Origin of the sequence: Paenibacillus sp. FSL R5-0908 (assembly GCF_038006245.1) — a bacterium.
GTDB classification, from domain to species: domain Bacteria; phylum Bacillota; class Bacilli; order Paenibacillales; family Paenibacillaceae; genus Paenibacillus_AQ; species Paenibacillus_AQ odorifer.
The window spans coordinates 1581020-1600057 of the sequence record NZ_JBBOUV010000001.1 but is presented as its reverse complement, the minus strand read 5'-3'; the positions used below and the strand labels follow the sequence as shown (position 1 = coordinate 1600057).

General features: G+C 48.7%; 16 protein-coding genes. All 16 read right to left on the bottom strand.

Features of this window, described 5'->3' with window-relative positions; genetic code table 11:
- Positions 1–33 precede the first annotated feature (33 nt).
- Complete coding sequence (gene uraH, locus MKZ09_RS07220) at positions 34–438, bottom strand: hydroxyisourate hydrolase (protein WP_076136251.1); 405 nt, start codon at positions 436–438, stop codon at positions 34–36.
- Positions 438–1388, bottom strand: a complete 951-nt coding sequence (gene pucL / locus MKZ09_RS07215) for a factor-independent urate hydroxylase (RefSeq protein WP_076206216.1) — start codon at positions 1386–1388, stop codon at positions 438–440. The genes uraH and pucL overlap by 1 nt, the downstream gene beginning before the upstream one ends.
- A 51-nt stretch (positions 1389–1439) precedes the next feature.
- The gene (gene uraD / locus MKZ09_RS07210) at positions 1440–1952 is read right to left on the bottom strand and encodes a 2-oxo-4-hydroxy-4-carboxy-5-ureidoimidazoline decarboxylase (protein ID WP_076206219.1); all 513 of its coding nucleotides are present in this window, start codon (positions 1950–1952) and stop codon (positions 1440–1442) included.
- A gap of 4 nt (positions 1953–1956) precedes the next feature.
- Positions 1957–2493 (bottom strand): (2Fe-2S)-binding protein, encoded by a 537-nt coding sequence (locus MKZ09_RS07205; protein WP_081389044.1) that lies wholly within the window; start codon positions 2491–2493, stop codon positions 1957–1959.
- Positions 2480–4774 carry a xanthine dehydrogenase subunit D gene (gene pucD, locus MKZ09_RS07200; RefSeq protein ID WP_076206221.1) on the bottom strand — a complete coding sequence of 765 codons (2295 nt, stop codon included), beginning with the start codon at positions 4772–4774 and terminating at the stop codon, positions 2480–2482. Before pucD ends, MKZ09_RS07205 begins: the two co-directional genes overlap by 14 nt.
- 34 nt (positions 4775–4808) lie before the next feature.
- Positions 4809–5708 carry an FAD binding domain-containing protein gene (locus tag MKZ09_RS07195; protein ID WP_076206224.1) on the bottom strand — a complete coding sequence of 300 codons (900 nt, stop codon included), beginning with the start codon at positions 5706–5708 and terminating at the stop codon, positions 4809–4811.
- 58 nt (positions 5709–5766) lie between these two features.
- A complete protein-coding gene (locus MKZ09_RS07190; protein WP_076206226.1) occupies positions 5767–6696 on the bottom strand; it encodes an ABC transporter permease in 930 nt (309 codons plus the stop codon).
- A gap of 3 nt (positions 6697–6699) precedes the next feature.
- Positions 6700–7842, bottom strand: coding sequence for an ABC transporter permease (locus tag MKZ09_RS07185; protein ID WP_076206229.1), 1143 nt, complete (start codon positions 7840–7842; stop codon positions 6700–6702).
- Entirely contained in the window at positions 7839–9371 is a 1533-nt protein-coding gene (locus MKZ09_RS07180; RefSeq protein WP_076206231.1) for an ABC transporter ATP-binding protein, read from the bottom strand. The genes MKZ09_RS07185 and MKZ09_RS07180 overlap by 4 nt, the downstream gene beginning before the upstream one ends.
- Before the next feature lie 108 nt (positions 9372–9479).
- On the bottom strand, positions 9480–10640 hold the full coding sequence (locus MKZ09_RS07175) for a BMP family ABC transporter substrate-binding protein (RefSeq protein ID WP_076206234.1): 1161 nt from the start codon (positions 10638–10640) through the stop codon (positions 9480–9482).
- Positions 10641–10894: 254 nt separating this feature from the next.
- Complete coding sequence (locus MKZ09_RS07170) at positions 10895–11467, bottom strand: NTP transferase domain-containing protein (protein ID WP_179089593.1); 573 nt, start codon at positions 11465–11467, stop codon at positions 10895–10897.
- Positions 11409–12533, bottom strand: coding sequence for an XdhC family protein (locus tag MKZ09_RS07165; protein WP_076206239.1), 1125 nt, complete (start codon positions 12531–12533; stop codon positions 11409–11411). Before MKZ09_RS07165 ends, MKZ09_RS07170 begins: the two co-directional genes overlap by 59 nt.
- Positions 12534–12586: 53 nt before the next feature.
- Complete coding sequence (locus MKZ09_RS07160; RefSeq protein ID WP_076206242.1) at positions 12587–14161, bottom strand: PucR family transcriptional regulator; 1575 nt, start codon at positions 14159–14161, stop codon at positions 12587–12589.
- Positions 14162–14436: 275 nt separating this feature from the next.
- Positions 14437–15150, bottom strand: a complete 714-nt coding sequence (locus MKZ09_RS07155) for a hypothetical protein (RefSeq protein ID WP_341040750.1) — start codon at positions 15148–15150, stop codon at positions 14437–14439.
- A gap of 467 nt (positions 15151–15617) precedes the next feature.
- Positions 15618–17042 carry an amidase family protein gene (locus MKZ09_RS07150; protein ID WP_370511179.1) on the bottom strand — a complete coding sequence of 475 codons (1425 nt, stop codon included), beginning with the start codon at positions 17040–17042 and terminating at the stop codon, positions 15618–15620.
- 285 nt (positions 17043–17327) lie between these two features.
- Positions 17328–18905, bottom strand: coding sequence for a gamma-glutamyltransferase (ggt, locus tag MKZ09_RS07145; RefSeq protein ID WP_076206244.1), 1578 nt, complete (start codon positions 18903–18905; stop codon positions 17328–17330).
- Positions 18906–19038 lie beyond the last annotated feature (133 nt).

Sequence of the window (19038 nt, the reverse complement as noted above, 5' to 3'; positions counted from 1 at the left end):
GAGCTGCCACCTCCTCCGGTCGTCAACTTTCTCCTAACTTCCCCGATACGTACTATATCCACCAGGAGCTACTAGCAAGGGGACATGGTAGTGTTGCATGGAGCTCTCTATATGAAAGCGAATAGGTATTTGTTCTAGAAAAAAAGACATCTCACGTTGAGTATCTGCTGAGCTTTCTGTTACTCCTATGCCAGCTGCTGACGCTTTGGCATCAGCTCTACGGTAGTAATCGCCAACCATAAACAGCAGCTCGTAACATCCAGCCTCCATTTCGTTTCCCTCCAGCAGCGGAGCATCCAGCCTCCCGTCACTGTTCGTGACTTCTTCATACAGAAGCTTGCTCATCCCATCCGTAAGCTTCCAGAGCTGAAGCGTCAGACCTGTAGCAGGAATCCCCCGCGACAGATCCAGCACATGGGTGGTAAGACGCCCGCTCATTACACTGTCTCTCCGGCCAGATCTGCACGGCTGACAGAAAAGCCCTGAAAACCATAGGGTGGACGAGGTTCGGTGAAGACTCCACCTTTAGTTTCTTCAGGCTCAACAATGGTTTCCCAAGTCCGGTTATTGGACTCAAATGAAACGGTAGCCAGCTGTGAAAAACGGGACAATACGCGCAGCCCAATTTGATAAATCAACGATTGGATTGATGGACTGTTCAGCTCATGAAAAGCGCTATGGGCGATATCGCGAACCTGCTCCGATGCCACATATTGGCCTAGATCTCCATCCAGAGCATGCTGAACATTACTGTAGGTCCAGTTAATATTCAGAAAAATATAAAGCGGACGGTCAAAGCTCTCCGGCAATGTTGTGTACTCATCACGGACGAATCCATAAAACGAGCTTCCACTCACTTTTATCAGCTGTAAATCCTTCAATCGGCATTCATGAGCGATAACCTCAGTCCCATTTTCTCCACGTTTTATAGTTAACGAAGCCGAATAAGATTCATTATTGGAGTGACGCAGTACTAAATGACTCTGTATAAGCCCCTCAACCCCGGGCACCATCACCTGTTCAAAAGGTAACCGGTCTGCGGAAACTGAAACTGCGGTGACATGATCGTATTTATCGAGAAAACGGCGGCTTAGAAGCTGCAGTAGCCCCTCCGTTGTGCTGCCAGTGTAGTCCGCGGTATTGCGCAGAATAAAATTTTTCATAGAATCGGTAGCAACAACCATGGAATTATCCCCCTCTGAAAAAGAAGGAAGAAACGCTTCGCCCGTGACCGCGAATGTAATATTATGTGCGAATATAATGTTCTCGCAGCCCGTGAAGGAAGATTCGGGAACGGGGGTAACGGCCAGCGGTTTAGCATAGGTACGATAAGTTAGCACATCACTTTTTCCATAAAATATTGTACGTCCGTTAATTGGTTCCAGCATGGCTGACACCCTCCCCGTTTATGATGAATGAATGAATGAATGAATGAATAATTAAATAATTAAATCACTTAGGCGAAATCTCGTAATTGTACCGACTTCAGAAAAGGCTTGAACCCATTCCTCCTGAGGGGAACGCTCAACTCGCACTCCAATGGCGCCGATGATGTCATCTTTGTTTTTGCCACGAACAGCTAGAATAAAAGGGAAATGAAATTTGTCCGTATATTTTCGGTTCAGATCATTTAATAGATTGAACTCTTCCGTTGTTAGCCGATCCAGTCCAGCTCCCTGCTGCTCCGAGGCAGACAAAGCCGTAACTTGAAGCCTAGTCGCCAAATCTGGGTGAGCTTTTAATAGTTCCTCCATTCGGCTCCGGTCAGCACTCAGTACGGTCTGCATCATTGTGCTATGCAAATGCTCTAAAGAATGGAACGGAATCTGCTTATAAGCCTCCTCTGCTACCCACGGTGAATGTTCAAAAATGCCGCCTAGATGATTCACAAAATCCGTTATACTCATGGCATTTATCTCTTCCAACGTAAACCTGCCTTCAGAAACGACCATCCACTCAACCTCCAATAGCTTTGTTAACAGCTCGTAAAATGCCACCGTACCCCGTACAGCGACAAATGTTACCCGATAAAGCTTCTTCCACTTCAGCCTGAGAAGGATGCGGGTTCTCTTCCAGCAGAGCAACCACCGAGATAACCATCCCTGGAGTACAATAACCGCATTGGAACCCCCCCTCTTCTAAAAAAGCCTGTTGAACGGGATGTAGGCCTACTTCACTAAGACCCTCAATTGTTGTAATTTCCGCACCTGAGCATTGATAGGCCATAACCAGACATGAATTCACTGGACGTCCATCCACCAGCACCATACATGCCCCGCAGCGGCCAATCTCACATGAACGTTTTGTGCCGGTCAGCTCCAAATCTTCACGTATGACATTTAAAAGCCGGCGAGAGGGTGGAATCTCTGTGGATATCGCTTTCCCATTGAGATTGCAATTAAAGGTGAACCTCTCTTCTGCAAAAGCTTCCTCAGACGATAAGGGGTCAAGGTTATCTTCATCTAGATTGTGATCTGAATTATGGCTCGACATGGATGTTCACCACCTTTTGTGGAATAAACGGTGTAGACTGCAGCCATTCGGGATCAATGGGCAGCCTGGTTACACGCTTCCCTACAGCCTGAAATATGGCTGACACGACTGCCGGAGCTAAATTGACGGAACCCACCTCTCCAATGCCGCGAGGACCGTACGTGTCATGATCCGGTAAATCCTCTATCGGCTGCACCTGAATGCTGCCATTCATGTCGGCAATGGTCGGCACCAAATAGGTGTCTAAATTTTTGGTGACATAGCTGCCGCCAGACATCACAGCATCCTCTGACAAGGTGAAGCCTACCGCCATACTGCTGCCACCTTCGATCTGTCCAAGATAACCTTGCGGATTAGCCACCGGTCCCGCCGCTACCGCATGATATTGGTCCAGTACACGGACACGTCCAGTAAGCAGATTAACTTCCACGCGGACTGCGATTGCAGAATAGGTGTATAGGAAATGTGCCCCCACTCTTTTAAAGGGTGTCGTTGGATAAGTAAACTTTGTATTACAGACAATGGGTTCTGAAATACGCTGTGCCAAGTCCTTGTAAGTCAGAAGCAGACCGCCGTCTTTTAGCCAAATGCCGCCAGGGCCGAGCTTCATTTCATAGCTATCCAGCTCCGGCTTTATCATCGCAGCTGCCTCCAGCACTCGAGCGGTGAAGTCTGGATGCAGCCGTTTCAAGGCCATCCACATCATGCTGGTTGATCGGGAAGCCGTACTAGATCCGCTATCGGGCACAACATCCGTATCGCCAATGACGATGCTTAGATCCTCTACCGCCAAGCCAAACTGTTCAATCAGCATTTGTTCCATTGTTGCAATTAAGCCCTGACCAAACTCCTCGTAACCAAACACCGCCTCAATCTTGCCCTCTAGCGTCAAAGAGAGCCTGCCTCCCGCCGGATCGGGAATACCATAACCAAGTCCTGCACCATGCATAGCTATAGCAGCACCCGTGCCAGTTACGATCCAAGGTTCCACAACACCTGAATCACTGTCTGTAGATGCGGCCTCAGTCATAAGAGGCGAACCCGCCAGCGCTTCCCACACCTGAAAGGCACCATCGGTCTGAGCAATTTCCTGACCCAGTGGCCCCAGATCTCCATATTTACGCAAATTGCGGCGGCGCATTTCCCACGGGTCGATCTGCAATCGCTCAGCCAACCGATCGATTTGTCCCTCCAAAGCAAAAATCGCCTGATTGCCGCCAAAACCGCGAAATTCACCAGATACACCGTTATTGGTATATATAGCAAAACCCTTCACATCCACATGATCGATGATATAGGGGCCCATCACATGTTCTGTTGCGAAGTTGAGCACCTCCGCCCCCAGTGTTGCGTAAGCTCCCGTATCCGAAATAATGCTGACCTGATGTGCCCTGATGATTCCTTCGGGGTCGCAGCCAGTCTTCATGGTGATTTTCATGGGATGGCGTTTTAGTCCTGCACGTACCGATTCAGCTCTCGAATTATGCAGCCTTACCGGACGGAGTGTCCGCAAGGCGAGCAGCGCTCCATACGGCTGTACATTCAGCTCGTCTTTTCCTCCAAAGGACCCGCCGATAGGACTCGAGATGACGCGAATATCTTCTTGAGGAATAGCCAGAATTCTGGATAGCTGCAAGCGATCCATTAACCCATGTTGTGTAGCTGAATATACGGTAAGCCGTCCGTTATCCTCTGGGATAAACAGTCCACCTTCAGTCTCCATATAGGTGTGCATTTGGCGTGGTGTATAGTAAGTCTCCTCTACCACATGGCAGCAATCCGTAAATACCGCTTCCGGATCCCCTTTCCGATATTCCGTATGATGAAGCACGTTTCCCTCGGCATGCAGCAGAATTGCGTCCTTTTTCATCGCCTCTTCCGGATTCTCGAGTAAGGGTAGAAGCTCATAATCCACTTCGATAAGAGATAGGGCGTATTCCGCAATTTCGTCCGTCTCTGCCGCGACTGCCGCAATCGCATCGCCAGTGTAACGCACACGGTCACTGCAAAATACCGGTTGATGCGGCAAAGCTATGCCAAAGCCGTTAAGTCCGGGCACATCCTCATGAGTGATTACAGCGTGTACACCAGGGACTTCAATGGCCTTCTCAATGCGTATGGACAAAATACGAGCATGTGCCTGCTCACTGCGGAGCACGCGGCCGATCAACATTCCTTCTGCCCTCATGTCGGTCAAATACTGCAGCTTACCGGATACCTTGCCCTCTCCATCAGGTCGTGTACGCCAGCGGCTACCGCTGGATTCCTTATTCAGCAGCATTTTCCCTCTCTCCTTTCGTCGGGTTATTCACCTCTTAACTCCGTACATTCATAGCCTTCCACAGCTCAGATACAACCAAATTCCCAGCAGTCTTTTTCTTGTAAAGTTCTGTTGCAAAGGGATCACTATACGTCTCAAAGCTGTTCTCAACCCCTTCATATAAAGAAGCCAACAGCTCCTCTGTATACCTCACACCTTCAAGCATAACTTCAGCCCTACTTAGTCGCTGTGGCCGCCCAGAGCCCCCACCTGCGGCGATACGCACCTCACGGAAACGGTGTTCCTCATCAATTGATGCTGAGATTGCTACCGTTACAAGTGAAGGGGTGAACGCTTCCCTGCGGCCAACCTTACGAAAAATTTCTAGCCTATCCGTTAACGGACTCTCTAAGCGAGTAGGTGAGATGCGAATCTCAGCCACAAGATCTGCCGCAGGTTTTATCCCGCTCCAGTGATTGTTTAGCCACTCTATCAAAGGTAGAGGAGTCATAAATTTGCCGTCAAAGGAGATTAACTCCGCGTCATAGACCAGTAACGCAGGTAGAATATCTCCGAAGCCAGAAGCGATATTGCCCCCTAGCGTGGCAAGATTACGCACCGACGGAGCCGCTATGCAACGTGCAGCCTCTTGCAGCGCAGGAGCTAAGGCCTGCAAATGCTCATTACTGCGGCACTGGGAGAGTGGAACAAGAGCGCCCAGAGATAAGTGAAATTCCGTTAAGGTAATGTCGCCGAGATTTGTAATTTGCCGAAGATCAATCAGCTGTTTGGGCATATGAGCCGTTCCATTTTCCCACCCTATTCTCAGCAGTGTTCCTCCTGCGACATATCGGGCACTGTCACCAAACGCCGTTTTTCTCTCCCAAGCTTCGTGCAGGCTGCGGGGTTGAATTACTTCAGGTAGCCTTCCTTCCTCTTCCCGTATAACTCCCATACACTCCGCCTCCCTTTTTGAGTACCAGATTGCCGCTTCCCTTCTCGTATAGCCTGCCTTAAAACCTTTGTTCCCGAATATAAGGAACTCCGAGCGCCTCCGGTGTGCCGGATGGTTTGTTGCGATTGCGGTACCCCAGGTACATCAGGACCAGAATGGTCACAAGGTACGGAATCATTTTGAGAAAATAGGGCGGAACTGCACTGCCCAGCAATTGAATACGGAAGCCAAGTGAATCCAATGCCCCAAAAAAGTAAGCGCAGAACAAGGCGCGCAGCGGATTCCATCTGGAAAAAATCACTAGCCCTACCGCAATCCAGCCTCGACCGGCTGTCAGCCCTTCATTCCAGGTTGGCGCGTAGGCCAATACCATATCCGCTCCGGCCAGGCCGATGAGAGCAGCACCGGTGATCACATAACTGTAGCGGATAAGCCGTACACGGATCCCCATCACATCTGCGGTAGCCGGACTGTCTCCGACTGCCCGCAAATGCAGGCCCCATGAAGTGCGGTGAATTAGCAAATGCAGAGCAAGCACTAGCAGCAGGCTGAACCAGGTTAGGTAATCCATATTGCCGAATATTTTTCCGATGAACGGTACATTTTCCAGCCAAGCCAGATGCAGCTTAGGGGAGGTTCCCGGCAAAGGAATGCCGCTGATCGGTTTACCAAGATAAGCGCTCAACCCACTGCCGAACAGGGTCATCGCAAGACCGGACATCGTTTGATTCGCCCGCAAGGTCACACAGAGAAAAGAATGCAGCAAACCAAGCACAGCCGTTACAGCTACGGTAGCCAGCAGAGCCAGCAGCAGGTTTCCGGAGCGAATATACACGATACAAGTGGTGACCGCTCCCATCAGCATTAGACCTTCAGCCCCAAGCTGTATAATGCCGGCACGTTCATTTAGAATGCCTCCCAGCGTAGCCAGCAGCAGCGGGGTCCCTGCGGAAATAGCGGCAATAAGTAGCTGTGTTGTAAAATCCATTGCCTATCTCCCCCCTTTCAGCTGAACCCGGCTACGGCGAATGCGGAAGCGATAGATCATATCGCCAGCAATCAAGAAAAACAGGATGGAGCCTTGCAGCATCTCAGATATCGATGAGGGCAGCCCGATGGTTTGAACACTATATCCGCCAACAATTAAGCCACCGAATAGAATAGAAGTAACGATTAGACCGAGTGGATTCAATTTAGCCAGCCAAGCTACAATAATGGCGGTGTATCCATAACCCGGTGAAATGCCCTGCATCAGCTTGTGTGTAACACCGGAGACCTCCGCCATGCCAGCGATCCCGGCGAGCCCCCCACTGATCAGCATGACGATAATAATATGACGCTTGATAGGAATCCCCGCGTATCTGGCTGCAACAGCATTGGCCCCAATCAGCCGGAGCTCGTAACCCCACTTGGTAAAACGAATCATTAAGTAATAAATCACAACGGCGATAAGTGCAAATAACAATCCAATATGCAATCTTGTACTTCCGAGAACAGGCAGCGACTGAGCCGCAGTAAACATAGGTGATCCCGGGAAATTAAATCCTTTAGGATCTTTCCAGGGTCCGAATACCACGTAATCGAGCGCCAATAGGGCAACATAATTCAGCATTAATGAAGTGATTAGCTCATTCACTCCAAAATGCGTCCGCGGAATAGCTGTCAGCAGTCCCCAAAGCGCACCCGCGGCAATCCCGAACAGCAGCATTAAGCTCAGGGACCAGAATGAAGGTAAGCCAGGAAAATAAATCGTGACCGCTGTGGCCGCCATAGCCCCAACGGTTAACTGGCCTTCTGCTCCAATATTCCATACCGAAATGCGGTAAGCCACAGCAATCCCAAGCCCACATAGGAGTAGCGGGATCGCTTTAACCATCGTTTCCGTGAGCCCATACGCAGTGCCAAATGCGCCACGGAACATTTTTTCATAGACCAGCACCGGATTCATGCCATTCGCCGCAATAAATAGGGCACACAACAATAGCGCTAAAATTATAGATACAATAGGTGTCCACCAAGGAGAACGGATGCGGCTGGCATCGTATTCGAAACGTAGAGAGAATCGTTTTCCGGAGTGGGAGGGGAGGGATTCCAGTACAGCTGCTGCGGTATTTCTTCCATTCTCCAGGCTCATACGGCGCTCTCCTCTCTATTTTGAATACCAGCCATTAGTAGTCCTATGCTCTCTCGATTCGCTTCCTCATGTGTACTCTCACCAATAATTGAGCCGTTATAGATCACTAGAATCCGGTCGGACAACTGAAGCAATTCATCTAAATCCTCCGAAATTAACAACACGCCACTACCTGAACCACGCAGCTCCATAAGCAGGTCGTGAACACCAGCCGTGGCACCTACATCCAGCCCTTGTGTCGGATGAACGGCGACCATCAGCTTCGGCCGATGACTGATTTCACGTGCAAAGAGCAGCTTCTGCTGATTACCACCTGACAACTGTTGTACTGGCGTCTCGAGCTCAGGTGTTTTGACGTTAAAGCGCTGGACCAGCTCCTGTGACCACAAACGGTTCTTCGCGGACTTCAAGAAACCAAATTTGGAATGCTCCTCTGAGCGGTAAGACTTAAACAAAAGATTATCCACCGATCCGAGGCGTCCAGCTAAACCGCTCTTCATCCGGTTCTCCGGCACGTGGGAGATTCCTGAATCAATTGCCCCTCTAACCGAAGCCGATTTCACCGTCTTTCCATCAAACGTGATTTCACCACTTTTCCAGCCTCTAAGACCTGTTAACACTTCAGCCAGTTCCTTTTGCCCATTACCAGCTACCCCAGCTACACCTACAATTTCCCCTTTACATACGTTCAGAGAGAAGTGATCCAGTGCTTTTCGCCCGTGATCAGCATATACGTCCACATCTTTCACTTCTAATAAAGAATCCCCTTCAGTGGCTTCCCGTTCTTGACGGGTGATGGTTACTTCCTTGCCCACCATCAGACGAGCCAGCTCCAGTTCATCTGTATCTGCCGTGGTCAGCGTGGCGATCATTTTCCCTTTGCGCATGACGGAAATCCGATCGGAGGACGCCATAACCTCTTTCATTTTATGAGTAGTCATAATGACCGTCTTTCCTGCCTGCTTCATGACCCGCAGCGTTTCAAATAGCTGTTCCACCTCTCCCGGGGTCAGTACAGAGGTTGGTTCATCCAGAATAATAATGTCAGCCCCGCGATACAGCGTCTTAACGATTTCAACACGCTGCTGCTCACCCACGGACAACTGCCAGATCGGGCGATCCACCGGGAAATTCAGTCCAAACCGTTCCGCTAATGCCTCGATCTCCTTGTGTTTCTTCTTCATCCACTTACGGCCGCGCCAGAAAGACGACTTTTCGCCAAGCACGATATTTTCTGCTGCTGTGAGGCTTGGCACCAGCCTAAAGTTCTGAAACACCATACCTACACCCAGCTGCGCAGCATCTTTAGGAGAACGGATCTGAGTACCTTTCCCATGAATGAAAATTTCTCCTTCGTCTGCTCTATACACCCCTGACAGCATGCTCATCACCGTGCTCTTTCCGGCCCCATTCTCCCCAAGCAACGCATGAATCTCACCCGCATTTGCCGAAAAGTCGACTTGATCACTGGCGGTTACCGAGCCGAATTTTTTCACAATCCCCCGCATTTCAACTGAAGTTCCCCGCATGGCCTGAACCCTCCTTCCTTCAAGTTGTAGTACGGGTGGGGAAGTTTCCGCTTAACGGAACCCGCCCCACCCATAGATTGTGCACATTTTATTCCCTATTTTTAAACATTATTGCGGGATAGTTCCTTCCACACCTTTTACGAGCCAGTTCATGCCCAGCACTTCCTCCAAGGTCAGCTTCTGACCCTCCTGAACCTTCACATTCCCTTGATTATCTGAGATCGGACCTGTGAAAACCTCGAGCTCACCACTGATAATTTTCGCTTTGGCGTCTTCGACAAGCTTTTTCACATCATCTGGGATCTTGTTCCCGAAAGGAGCCAGCTCCACCATACCGTCAGCCATATCACCAGAATATTGCTCGCTCTTCCAGGTTCCATCCATAACTGCCTGCACAGCTTTTACGTAATACGGCCCCCAATTCCATACCGGGTTCGTCAAATAATTGTCCGGAGCGTATTTGCTCATATCCGAGTCATTTCCCCCGGCAAAAGCCCCTCGTTCAGCAGCAGCCTGCAGTGTTGCAGGTGAATCCTGATAGGCCAAAAGCACATCCGCACCCTTATCCAGCAAGCTGATTGCCGCTTGACGTTCAGTCGTCGGGTCATACCATGTATTCGTCCATACCACATTCACCTTTACATCAGGATTGACACTTTGCGCTCCAAGGGTAAAAGCATTCAAGTTATAGATCACTTCGCTGATCGGAAAAGCGCCCACATAACCCAACTGATTGTTTTTGGTCATTTTTCCTGCCGCTATGCCGCTCAGATAGCTGGCCTGATAGTTTTTCCCGAAGTAGGTTCCCATGTTCTCTGCGGTTTTGTAACCCGAAGCATGCAGGAACTTCACGTTGGGGAATTTGCCCGCTACATTTAATGTAAAATCCATATATCCGAAGCTCGTTGTAAACACGATGTCATGTGATTGTGCAAGCTCGGTGATGATTCGTTCGGCGTCAGCACTTTCAGGGACATTTTCTACAAAGTCAGCTTTAATCCCAAGCTCCTTCTCCATATACAGCCGTCCTTGATCATGTTGGTACGTGTAGCCGCCATCCCCTGGAGGTCCGATATAAACAAAAGCAACCGTCGGTTTCTTTGCAGCCGGTTCTGTTGTTGCAGTTGCCTCTGTTGCCGCTGCAGTTGTCGCTGGTGCCTCCGTTGCATTTGTAGAAGTATTATTATTGCTGCCACACCCCACCAAAGCCACCGTCATTAGAACCATTAATGCAAGACAAGATGTTATGAACTGACCCCTTTTTTTCATAATTCTCCTCCTCCAAATCATCTCTCATCATGGCTGCAACCATTAATGTACTTCTACTATACTTAGAGGTGGCCTTGGCGTAAATTTATATAACATACGTTTGTATAGGAATATAAGAATCAGAACTTTTTTTGTGTGTAATGCACTAATTGGTTTTTGTATGGTGAGTTTCGTGTCACATTATATGACCAGAAGTGGAAAAGGAACACTGTTTCAGATTACTTTTCAGATTACCTTCCAGACTATTCTTTACTTCACTTTCCATGTCTCAGAATCCATTGCTCCTGAATCTCACCAAAATCCTCTTTTGTATCTGCGTCCATGAAATAATGGGCAGACTCAGATTCCAGAACAATCCCCTTATAATCAGGTGAACGCAATATCCCCGCCGCTCCTCGATCTCCATCTAATCCCTGTAGAGCTGGAAACAACGTCTTCGAGAACAAAGCCGGGGGCATAGCCGACCCATTGCTGACGCTAGCGACATAGTCCATCTCCGGAGATTGTTCAAACGTTTGTATTAGACGGTTCACTAATGCTGTAGTAATAAATGGCTGATCCGCAAGCGCAACAACTACTGCATCGGGCTGCAAAGGTAATACCGCATTAAGGCCGCAGCGCAGTGAAAAAGACAATCCTAGATGTGCGGTCAAGCAAGTTTCGGTACGTCTGGATGCTTGCGGTTCAATCGCGGGTGGCAGCCATTCCAAGTTATCATCCGCACGCACTACCACGATTAGCGGTTCTAGATTGCAACGATCCAGTTCACTAAGCGCGACGCTCCCGAGTGAGACCTCCTGCGACAATTTCAGTGAAACCTTGGACACGCCCATCCGCCTGCTCTGCCCCGCTGCCAAATATATTCCTGCTACCTTCAAGACTATCCGCTCCTTTGGGCAGCTCTCGTGAGCCCACCCTTCTAATTTGAATAATTTCCGCTATAATACTGACCGCAATCTCCTCCGGACCTTCTCCTCCAATCGGCAACCCTACAGGTGCATGCAAAGATGCAGGATCCTCAAGCCCTTCCAGTAAAAGAGATATCCGCGCCTTCGAACCGATAATCCCTATATATAGAGGAGCAAGCGGAATCACACTCTCCATGAACTGTCTATCCCGCCCAAGTTGATGACTGCAAATTAATACATAATCCTCCCGAGCTATACCCAATCGCTGAACAACCTCCATAGGAGAACAAATTACTTGTTCAGCTCGAGGAAACTTATTGTGCAAGCTTCCTTCGCGCCAATCCGCAACCGCTACCCGAAAGCCAACTCTGTCAGCAAGTTCCGCAATCGGAACCACATCACGTCCCCCTCCAAAAATCACAAGCCGCGGTTTAGGCACGAAAGACGTATGAAATGCTGTCAATTCTGCTGGAGCGGCCATAAAGCGACCTGCCGCCAGGCTTTCTTTTGCCGAGTGGGATAATTTCGGATGTTTCTTGCTCTGCGGCAGTACAAGGTCTGGATCCAGCTCCAGCTTATAGGCAAAACCTTTCTCCACTGCTTCGCGGAACAGAATTAACTTCTCTCCCCTAGCCAATCTGTCACTCGCCTGCACTAAAAGCTTGCAGAGCTGACCCTGCACGGGTTCAAGCACTACTTTGATTTTGCCTCCACAGCCGACAACCTCACCCCAGGACAGATCATCCGGAGACAGCATGTTGTATTCCACAATTTCGGGCAGCCCTCGTTCCCAGATCTCAGAAGTTCGCAGCTGCAGATCGTTTTCCAGACAACCTGGACTCAGGCTCCCAATCGTACCTTCTTCAAAAAACAACATCACCGCTCCGGGTTTACGATACGAGTGTCCCTCCACCTCTATCAGCGTTGCCAGCACCGCAGGCGCCTGATGGGTTTGAATATGCATTGCGATCTCATGTGTATTCACGAGGTTCCCCTCCTCCGTGTTTGCATTTCAACCCAGAACTTAGAACTTAGAACTTAGTCCCGTCCGAGCATCCTCCGAAACATGAATACTAACTTCAACCTCATTAGATCATTTATTTTTTTAAAATCGACGTCCAGCAGCTCACTAAGCTTCTCGATCCGGTAGGTAGCCGTGTTTCGATGAATAAACAGTTTCTTAGCCGTCTCATTAACATGACCATCGTTCTCTAGATAAACTTCCAGTGTCCGCAGCATTTCCCTGACATACTCCGGTTCTCGGCTAAGCAACCCTCTAAGACTTCCATTACAATATTTCTCCATAACCTCTGCCGGAATTTGCCCGAGCAGCAGGTTAAGCTCAAGCTGCCGGTAATGCACAACATTCCCTTTTACTCCCCCGCCCTGAAGCATTCCCATACAATCCTTTACCTCCGCAAAAGCCTCCTTCAGCCCCTCCGGCTTCGCTTTACAACTGCTTATCGCAGCTCGCGGATAATATCCCTTATCAAACTTCATGTTGTCAAAACAAACCTGGATTAAATCCCGAAATTGTTCAGGACGCTGACGATCTCCCGGATATATAGACAAAAGCCCTTGATCTATGATCACATGAATTCCCTTTACTTCCCGCAGCCCGGGATGTTCAAGATATTCTTCTTTTAGTCTGAGCAGCTCCCCTTGACGTTCTTCCCCAGTCGCAGCTGTATCGGTCAATAAGAGACAAAATGGTGATTGAAGCAGCTCAATCTCCAAGTCGACAGCAGCCTGCGCCAAATCTGTGTAAGATAAATTACCGCTCAAACAACGTCTCAGCAATCCGCTAAACTCCCTGTGTTCTGCCTGTTCAAAATAATCTTCGTATCCTGAATGAATATGATAGGAAATAAGTTCAGCTCCCTGAACGAACAAACTTTCTTCCATTGGGAGCAATAAAGGGTCGATGGCACAAAACAATAGATATCCGGAGCACTTCTCTCCTTGCAAAAGCGGTGTACGGTAGCCCACATGATCTCCCACACGAAAGCGCTGATTCCGTTTCTGCCATGGCCACCCCTCAAGCAGCTGTGAAGGATGGTATTCAGAGTTGTTGTAGATCACATCCCCCCGTGCGCTAACCACCACAAGTGAATGGCCAATCACTTCAGACACCGAATCAAACAATGGACGGCTGCGGACAGGTCTTAAGGCGAATTGCATCAGCTTTTTCTGCTTCTCCATAATGTTCTGCAGAACGTGAGTGCTGCGGCTAAGCTCGGCGCGAAACAGACCATTCATCTGATCCGAAAAAGTAAACTCGAACGGCAGCTGGATTAGAGGGAAGTTAAGACTCTCCGCTTCTGCGACCAGTTGCTCTGGTACTTCATCCCAAAACCGACCCAGCTTAATGCCCAAGGCTGAAGAACCCCGGCGATTCAAAGTCTGCAGCAAGGCAGAGGCTTCCTCCATATTGTCCTTTATCAAATAGGCTGTCGTTAGCAGCATCTCGCCTTCTTTGATCCAATCCGAGATATCGGGGGCATCCATCACATTAATTGACTTCACAATTCGATGTTTCCCTTTAGACCCAGCGATAAGCTTCGCCTCGGACAAAGGATAAATGGACAACGCTTCTTCAACCGTAAGATGCATGCCACCCCTCCTTATTAGGATCAATAGAACCATTTCTGATTTATAATGTTATTTTATGTAACATTATAAATAAAATGAACCGTGTTGAATAGAGTGAAGTTAAAATTTCATGATCAACGTGTTATTAAACATAACATATAGTGAACATGAATTATGAAATATGAATTATGAATGAGGAATTATGAATTATGAATGAGGAATTATGAATGAGGAATTATGAATGAGGAATTATGAATGAGGAATTATTGAACTTTAACTCATATCGTTCGCGTGAACTATATAAAGGGATTGGAAAATAGTAGGTGGAGTTGAGGGAGGGCTTTCAAGTAAAACAAGTTTTTACGGGTTCTACATGGGAGTTGATGGGAGGGTATTCTCGGGCCATTCGAATGGGCCATCGGATCGAAGTCGCAGGCACACCAGCGTTGCAAAACGGGGAATTGAGCTGTGTAGGAGATCCTTACGAGCAGAGATAATATCACCCCACTATAGCTGTGGCGGAGGTACAAGCTCTTATAAATCCACTGCTGCCGGTAGAGGTGGAGGGCTTTTTTGCCCTTCTTTTTGGCTACATAGGCGTCTACGCCACATTCTACGGGATTTATACCGTTCTTTTTAGCTACTTGAGCCAATTCCACGACTTCTGCGGGATTTATACCGTTCTTTTTAGCTACTTGAGCCACTTTCCTAGATTCTACGGGATTTATACTGTACTTTTTAGTTACTTGAGCCAATTCCCCGACTTCTGCGGGATTTATACCGTTCTTTTTAGCTACTTGAGCCACTTTCCTAGATTCTGCGGGATTTATACCGTTCTTTTTAGCTACTTGAGCCACTTTCCTAGATTCTACGGGATTTATACCGTTCTTTTTAGCTACTTGAGCCAATTCCACGACTTCTGCGGGATTTATACCGTTCTTTTTAGTTACTTGAGCCATTTCCACGACTTCTGCGGGATTTATACCGTTCTTTTTAGTTACTTGAGCCATTTCCACGACTTCTGCGGGATTTATACCGTTTTTTTCTCTCCAGCGACGTATTCACTCAATTCCACTGGTTTTACAACATAATCGAGCGCTGAATTTATCTTTTTCACACTACTGCCCCACTATTGAGCCGAACTCCAACTAATTTAGTATTAAAAGCAACTCCACTAGGCTCCCCGGTATCAATAAAACTAAGAGCAGGAGGGAATCACATGTGTATTCCGTTAATTTGTGAACGAATAAGTGAGTGTGGCGTTAGAGTGTATTTCTAGAGTGTATTTAGAATGTACTTAGAATGTACTCCAAGAGTATATTCCTTGAGTGTATTCCAAAAGTATAATCCAAGAGTGTATTCCAAGAGGGTAATGGAGGAGTACCGGTTAACAGTAACTAGAAAAGTATCAAGCTATGTTGTTCAGTAGCTACGATCTGTTTAGTATCGCTTTTTCAAGACCACTGCAGCCAGCATCTCAGGACTGCTGCCACACTTCATTCACCCAAGAGAGTAACCGGAGATCCTGACCATGTCCGGCAATAACGGATAATCCCAGTGGCAATCCACTTGTGGAGAGCATAGGTATTGTTACCTGAGGCAAACCCGCCAACCCTGCTATGCAACTCAACATCATCGCACCACTACGATTCTCCTCCAATTGGCGCAAATCCCCTCCACGCAGCGGCGCTGGTCCCGGAACTGTCGGAATCACAAGACAATTGTTCTCCCCTAGCAGCAAGCGCAACTGATTAGAAATCTCTTTTTGCTTACATTTCGCAACACTATGATCCTCTTCCGCCAAACTAGCAGCCCACGAGAATCGCGCTGCAATATCAGGTCCAAAAACTGGTTTCTTGTTCTCAATCCAAACGCCATGAGTTTCCCAAATTTCATTCCCCTGCAATTCTCTAAAAACATCCATCCAGACCTTTAACCCCTCCAAAGCAATCTCTATCTCTATGAGATGATCTGCCCCGGATCGCAAACACCTTAATCCCTCCGATAAAATAGCTGCATCCTCCAGATTAACCAGAGCCCAACAGTCAGTAGCAACAAATACAGTACCCATTTTGGTTTTGTCTTCTATTTTCTTCTTCGCCTTGTTCTCCGAGCCAATCTCTAAAATTTCCTCCGTACTGTTCTCAATACGCTTCTCCAAAATCGTTTCAAAACTTTCCTTCTGGCTCATTTCTAAATTATTTTCATCAGTCTTCACCATGTCTCCCTCTAGGTTGTTCTCTAAATTTTTCATTACATTCTTCTCCATGCTCTTCCCTACAGTTCCCTCTATACTACTTTCTATTTTCTTCGCCGTCTTCACAGATATACTCCCAGCCACAAACAACACTTCCCCTACCTTCTGGAGCACATCCAAACGATCTGACATCCAGCCAACGGTATCAAAAGCCGGAGATAATGGAATAACACCTTGAAAATCCACAGCGCCATGCGTTGGTCGAAAGCCATATACTCCGCAATAGGAGGACGGCACTCGAATTGAGCCACCGGTGTCCGTACCGAGCGCAAAATCAACACTACCAGAAGCTACCGCTACTGCCGAACCACTTGAAGATCCGCCCGGAATACGACCTACAGCACGCGGATTAACTGGCGTTCCATAATGATGGTTCTCACCACCCAGACTATACATCAGCTCATCCGTATGGGCAGCACCACGAAGTGTAGCACCCGACAACAATAAACGATGTACAGCCACCGCATTTGCCGTGGACGGATGGTGGCTATGCAGCCAATCAGGATTACCTGCAGAAGAGCTGTGTCCAGCTACAGCGAATACATCTTTTACTGCAAAGGTCAGTCCATCCAATATCCCGCTACCTAAACTCTCAACCGTAAGTTCAGGATCTATAAACGCACCATACCGATTATCCAAAACCATAATTACTCCTCCTCCCTTCACCATTACTATTACAATCCCTCTAGCAGCCTTTCAGATCCCACACAATCTCGCCTACGATTCCTCCAGCAGCCTTTCGAATTCTTCACCTTTTTTCCTACGATTCCTCCAGCAGTCCCTTTGCTCCCTGGTCTTTCCACCTACGCCCCTCCTCCACTCTTTCGCTCCCTCATCTTTCTTCTACGACTCCTTCATAGCCCGTTAGCTCCTTAATCCCCCTCTTACGATTCCTTCAGAGTCCTTCCGGTCGCTCCATCATTCCTATACTTACCACCCAATCGCCGCACCATCGCAGCGCGGGTCCGTCCCCCCACTGCGGTATCCATTGTCATCTATCGAAATCACATGAGCGTGCCCCATAACCCCATCGTAGTCATCTACTTTCCGGACAATATGACCGGCTGCGGCCAAATCTGCCAGCACCTCATCAGCTACCCTGCTCTCCACCTTCAGTTCTTGCGTAGGCTCTCCCCACGTTCTCCCCCACACAAAACGCGGCGCATTCACAGCCATTTGTGGATTCATGCCATAATGCAGCATCCGTGTGAGCAGCAGAGTTTGAGTCTGTGGTTGACCTTCGCCACCTTGCGTCCCATAAAGAATTGCAGGTTTTCCCTCGCGGCAGGCCATCGCTGGCATCAGTGTGTGGAAGCTGCGCTTATGTGGCTCAAGCGTATTGATGTGCCCGGGGTTCAGCGAAAAAAACGAACCTCGATTCTGCAGCAGAATCCCAGTATCCCCAGCGACCACGCCCGAGCCAAATTCAAAATACAGACTCTGAATAAAAGAGACCGCATTCCCATCTTCATCCACAACCGCAGCATAAGCTGTATCACTGCCGATAGGCTGACTTGTCAGTTGCGCAGCTTTTTGTATCGAGATCGCAGACGCTAATTGTCCTGCATAACGTTTATCCAGCAGCTGCTCCAAAGGTATAGCACTAAAATCCGGATCCGTAAGCACCCTATCCCGATCGCGGAAGCTTAGCTTCAACGCTTCAACAAGCAGGTGGTAGTATTCATACGATCCATGTTCGATTGCTTCGAAGTTGAAATTTTCCAACATATTAAGACTCATTAGTCCTGTGAAACCTTGAGAGTTAGGCGGCACTTGGTACACCGTATGCCCGTGATAATCCGTTTGAAGCGGCTCGCCCCACTCGCCCTGATGATCCGCAAAGTCATCCCGAGTCAGATACCCGCCAGCTGCCAGCATAAAGTCACAGATGTCCTCCGCAATCTTCCCCTTATAAAAAGCGTCCCGCCCACCCGCCGCCAATGTCCGCAGGGTGGCTGCCAGCTGTTTTTGCTGGAATCGCGATCCAGCACAAGGAATCACGCCGCCTGGCGTGTAAATCGCTGCCGCCTCCGGCGACAGCGCAGAGCCCGCAACAGCCGTGTTATTCCGCTGATCCGGCGACAGCGGAAACCCCTCCAAAGCATAACCAACAGCAGGCTCCAGTACTTCCGCCAGCGTAAAGCGGCCATACTTACTCAGTATGGCATCCCAACTGTCTGCCATCCCCGGCACCGTAATGGCGCTGCTAATCCCCCGCCGCGGAATAAAAGCATCCCCGGCATAGCTGCCTCTGCGGACTCCGTACCCGGAGCGCCCGCTTCCGTTATAGGCCCGAACACGTGCCTCTTGCGTGTTATAGGTCAACCAAAAGGAATCTCCGCCTAGCCCCGTCATATGCGGATATACTACAGCTAATGTCGCACTGATCGCCACCGCTGCATCAAAGGCATTCCCCCCTTTTTCCAACATACGTGCACCAGCAGCCGAGGCTAAATAATGTGGGCTAACTACCATAGTTTTTGTGCCTATTACGGGTTTCTCCGCCATGTCCCATCCCCCTATGTTTTTACGGATTACTCCGCCATGCCCATCCCCCTAAATTTTACGGGTTTCTTCCTCATGCCCATCCCCCTAAGTTTTATGAGTTCACCATCATGTCCCAACTCCTTGTTTTTGCGGC

Bases quoted from the DNA above. Each gene is read 5' to 3' on its own strand.
- uraD (WP_076206219.1), bottom strand. From the start codon at position 1,952: ATGGTCGTTTCTGAAGGCAGGTTTACGTTGGAAGAGATAAATGCCATG.
- ggt (WP_076206244.1), bottom strand. From the start codon at position 18,905: ATGGCGGAGAAACCCGTAATAGGCACAAAAACTATGGTAGTTAGCCCA.
- MKZ09_RS07155 (WP_341040750.1), bottom strand. From the start codon at position 15,150: ATGGCTCAAGTAACTAAAAAGAACGGTATAAATCCCGCAGAAGTCGTG.
- MKZ09_RS07150 (WP_370511179.1), bottom strand. From the start codon at position 17,042: ATGGTTTTGGATAATCGGTATGGTGCGTTTATAGATCCTGAACTTACG.
- MKZ09_RS07190 (WP_076206226.1), bottom strand. From the start codon at position 6,696: ATGGATTTTACAACACAGCTACTTATTGCCGCTATTTCCGCAGGGACC.
- MKZ09_RS07205 (WP_081389044.1), bottom strand. From the start codon at position 2,493: ATGTCGAGCCATAATTCAGATCACAATCTAGATGAAGATAACCTTGAC.
- MKZ09_RS07195 (WP_076206224.1), bottom strand. From the start codon at position 5,708: ATGGGAGTTATACGGGAAGAGGAAGGAAGGCTACCTGAAGTAATTCAA.
- pucL (WP_076206216.1), bottom strand. From the start codon at position 1,388: ATGCTGGAACCAATTAACGGACGTACAATATTTTATGGAAAAAGTGAT.
- MKZ09_RS07175 (WP_076206234.1), bottom strand. From the start codon at position 10,640: ATGAAAAAAAGGGGTCAGTTCATAACATCTTGTCTTGCATTAATGGTT.
- MKZ09_RS07160 (WP_076206242.1), bottom strand. From the start codon at position 14,161: ATGCATCTTACGGTTGAAGAAGCGTTGTCCATTTATCCTTTGTCCGAG.
- MKZ09_RS07180 (WP_076206231.1), bottom strand. From the start codon at position 9,371: ATGCGGGGAACTTCAGTTGAAATGCGGGGGATTGTGAAAAAATTCGGC.
- pucD (WP_076206221.1), bottom strand. From the start codon at position 4,774: ATGCTGCTGAATAAGGAATCCAGCGGTAGCCGCTGGCGTACACGACCT.
- MKZ09_RS07185 (WP_076206229.1), bottom strand. From the start codon at position 7,842: ATGAGCCTGGAGAATGGAAGAAATACCGCAGCAGCTGTACTGGAATCC.
- uraH (WP_076136251.1), bottom strand. From the start codon at position 438: ATGAGCGGGCGTCTTACCACCCATGTGCTGGATCTGTCGCGGGGGATT.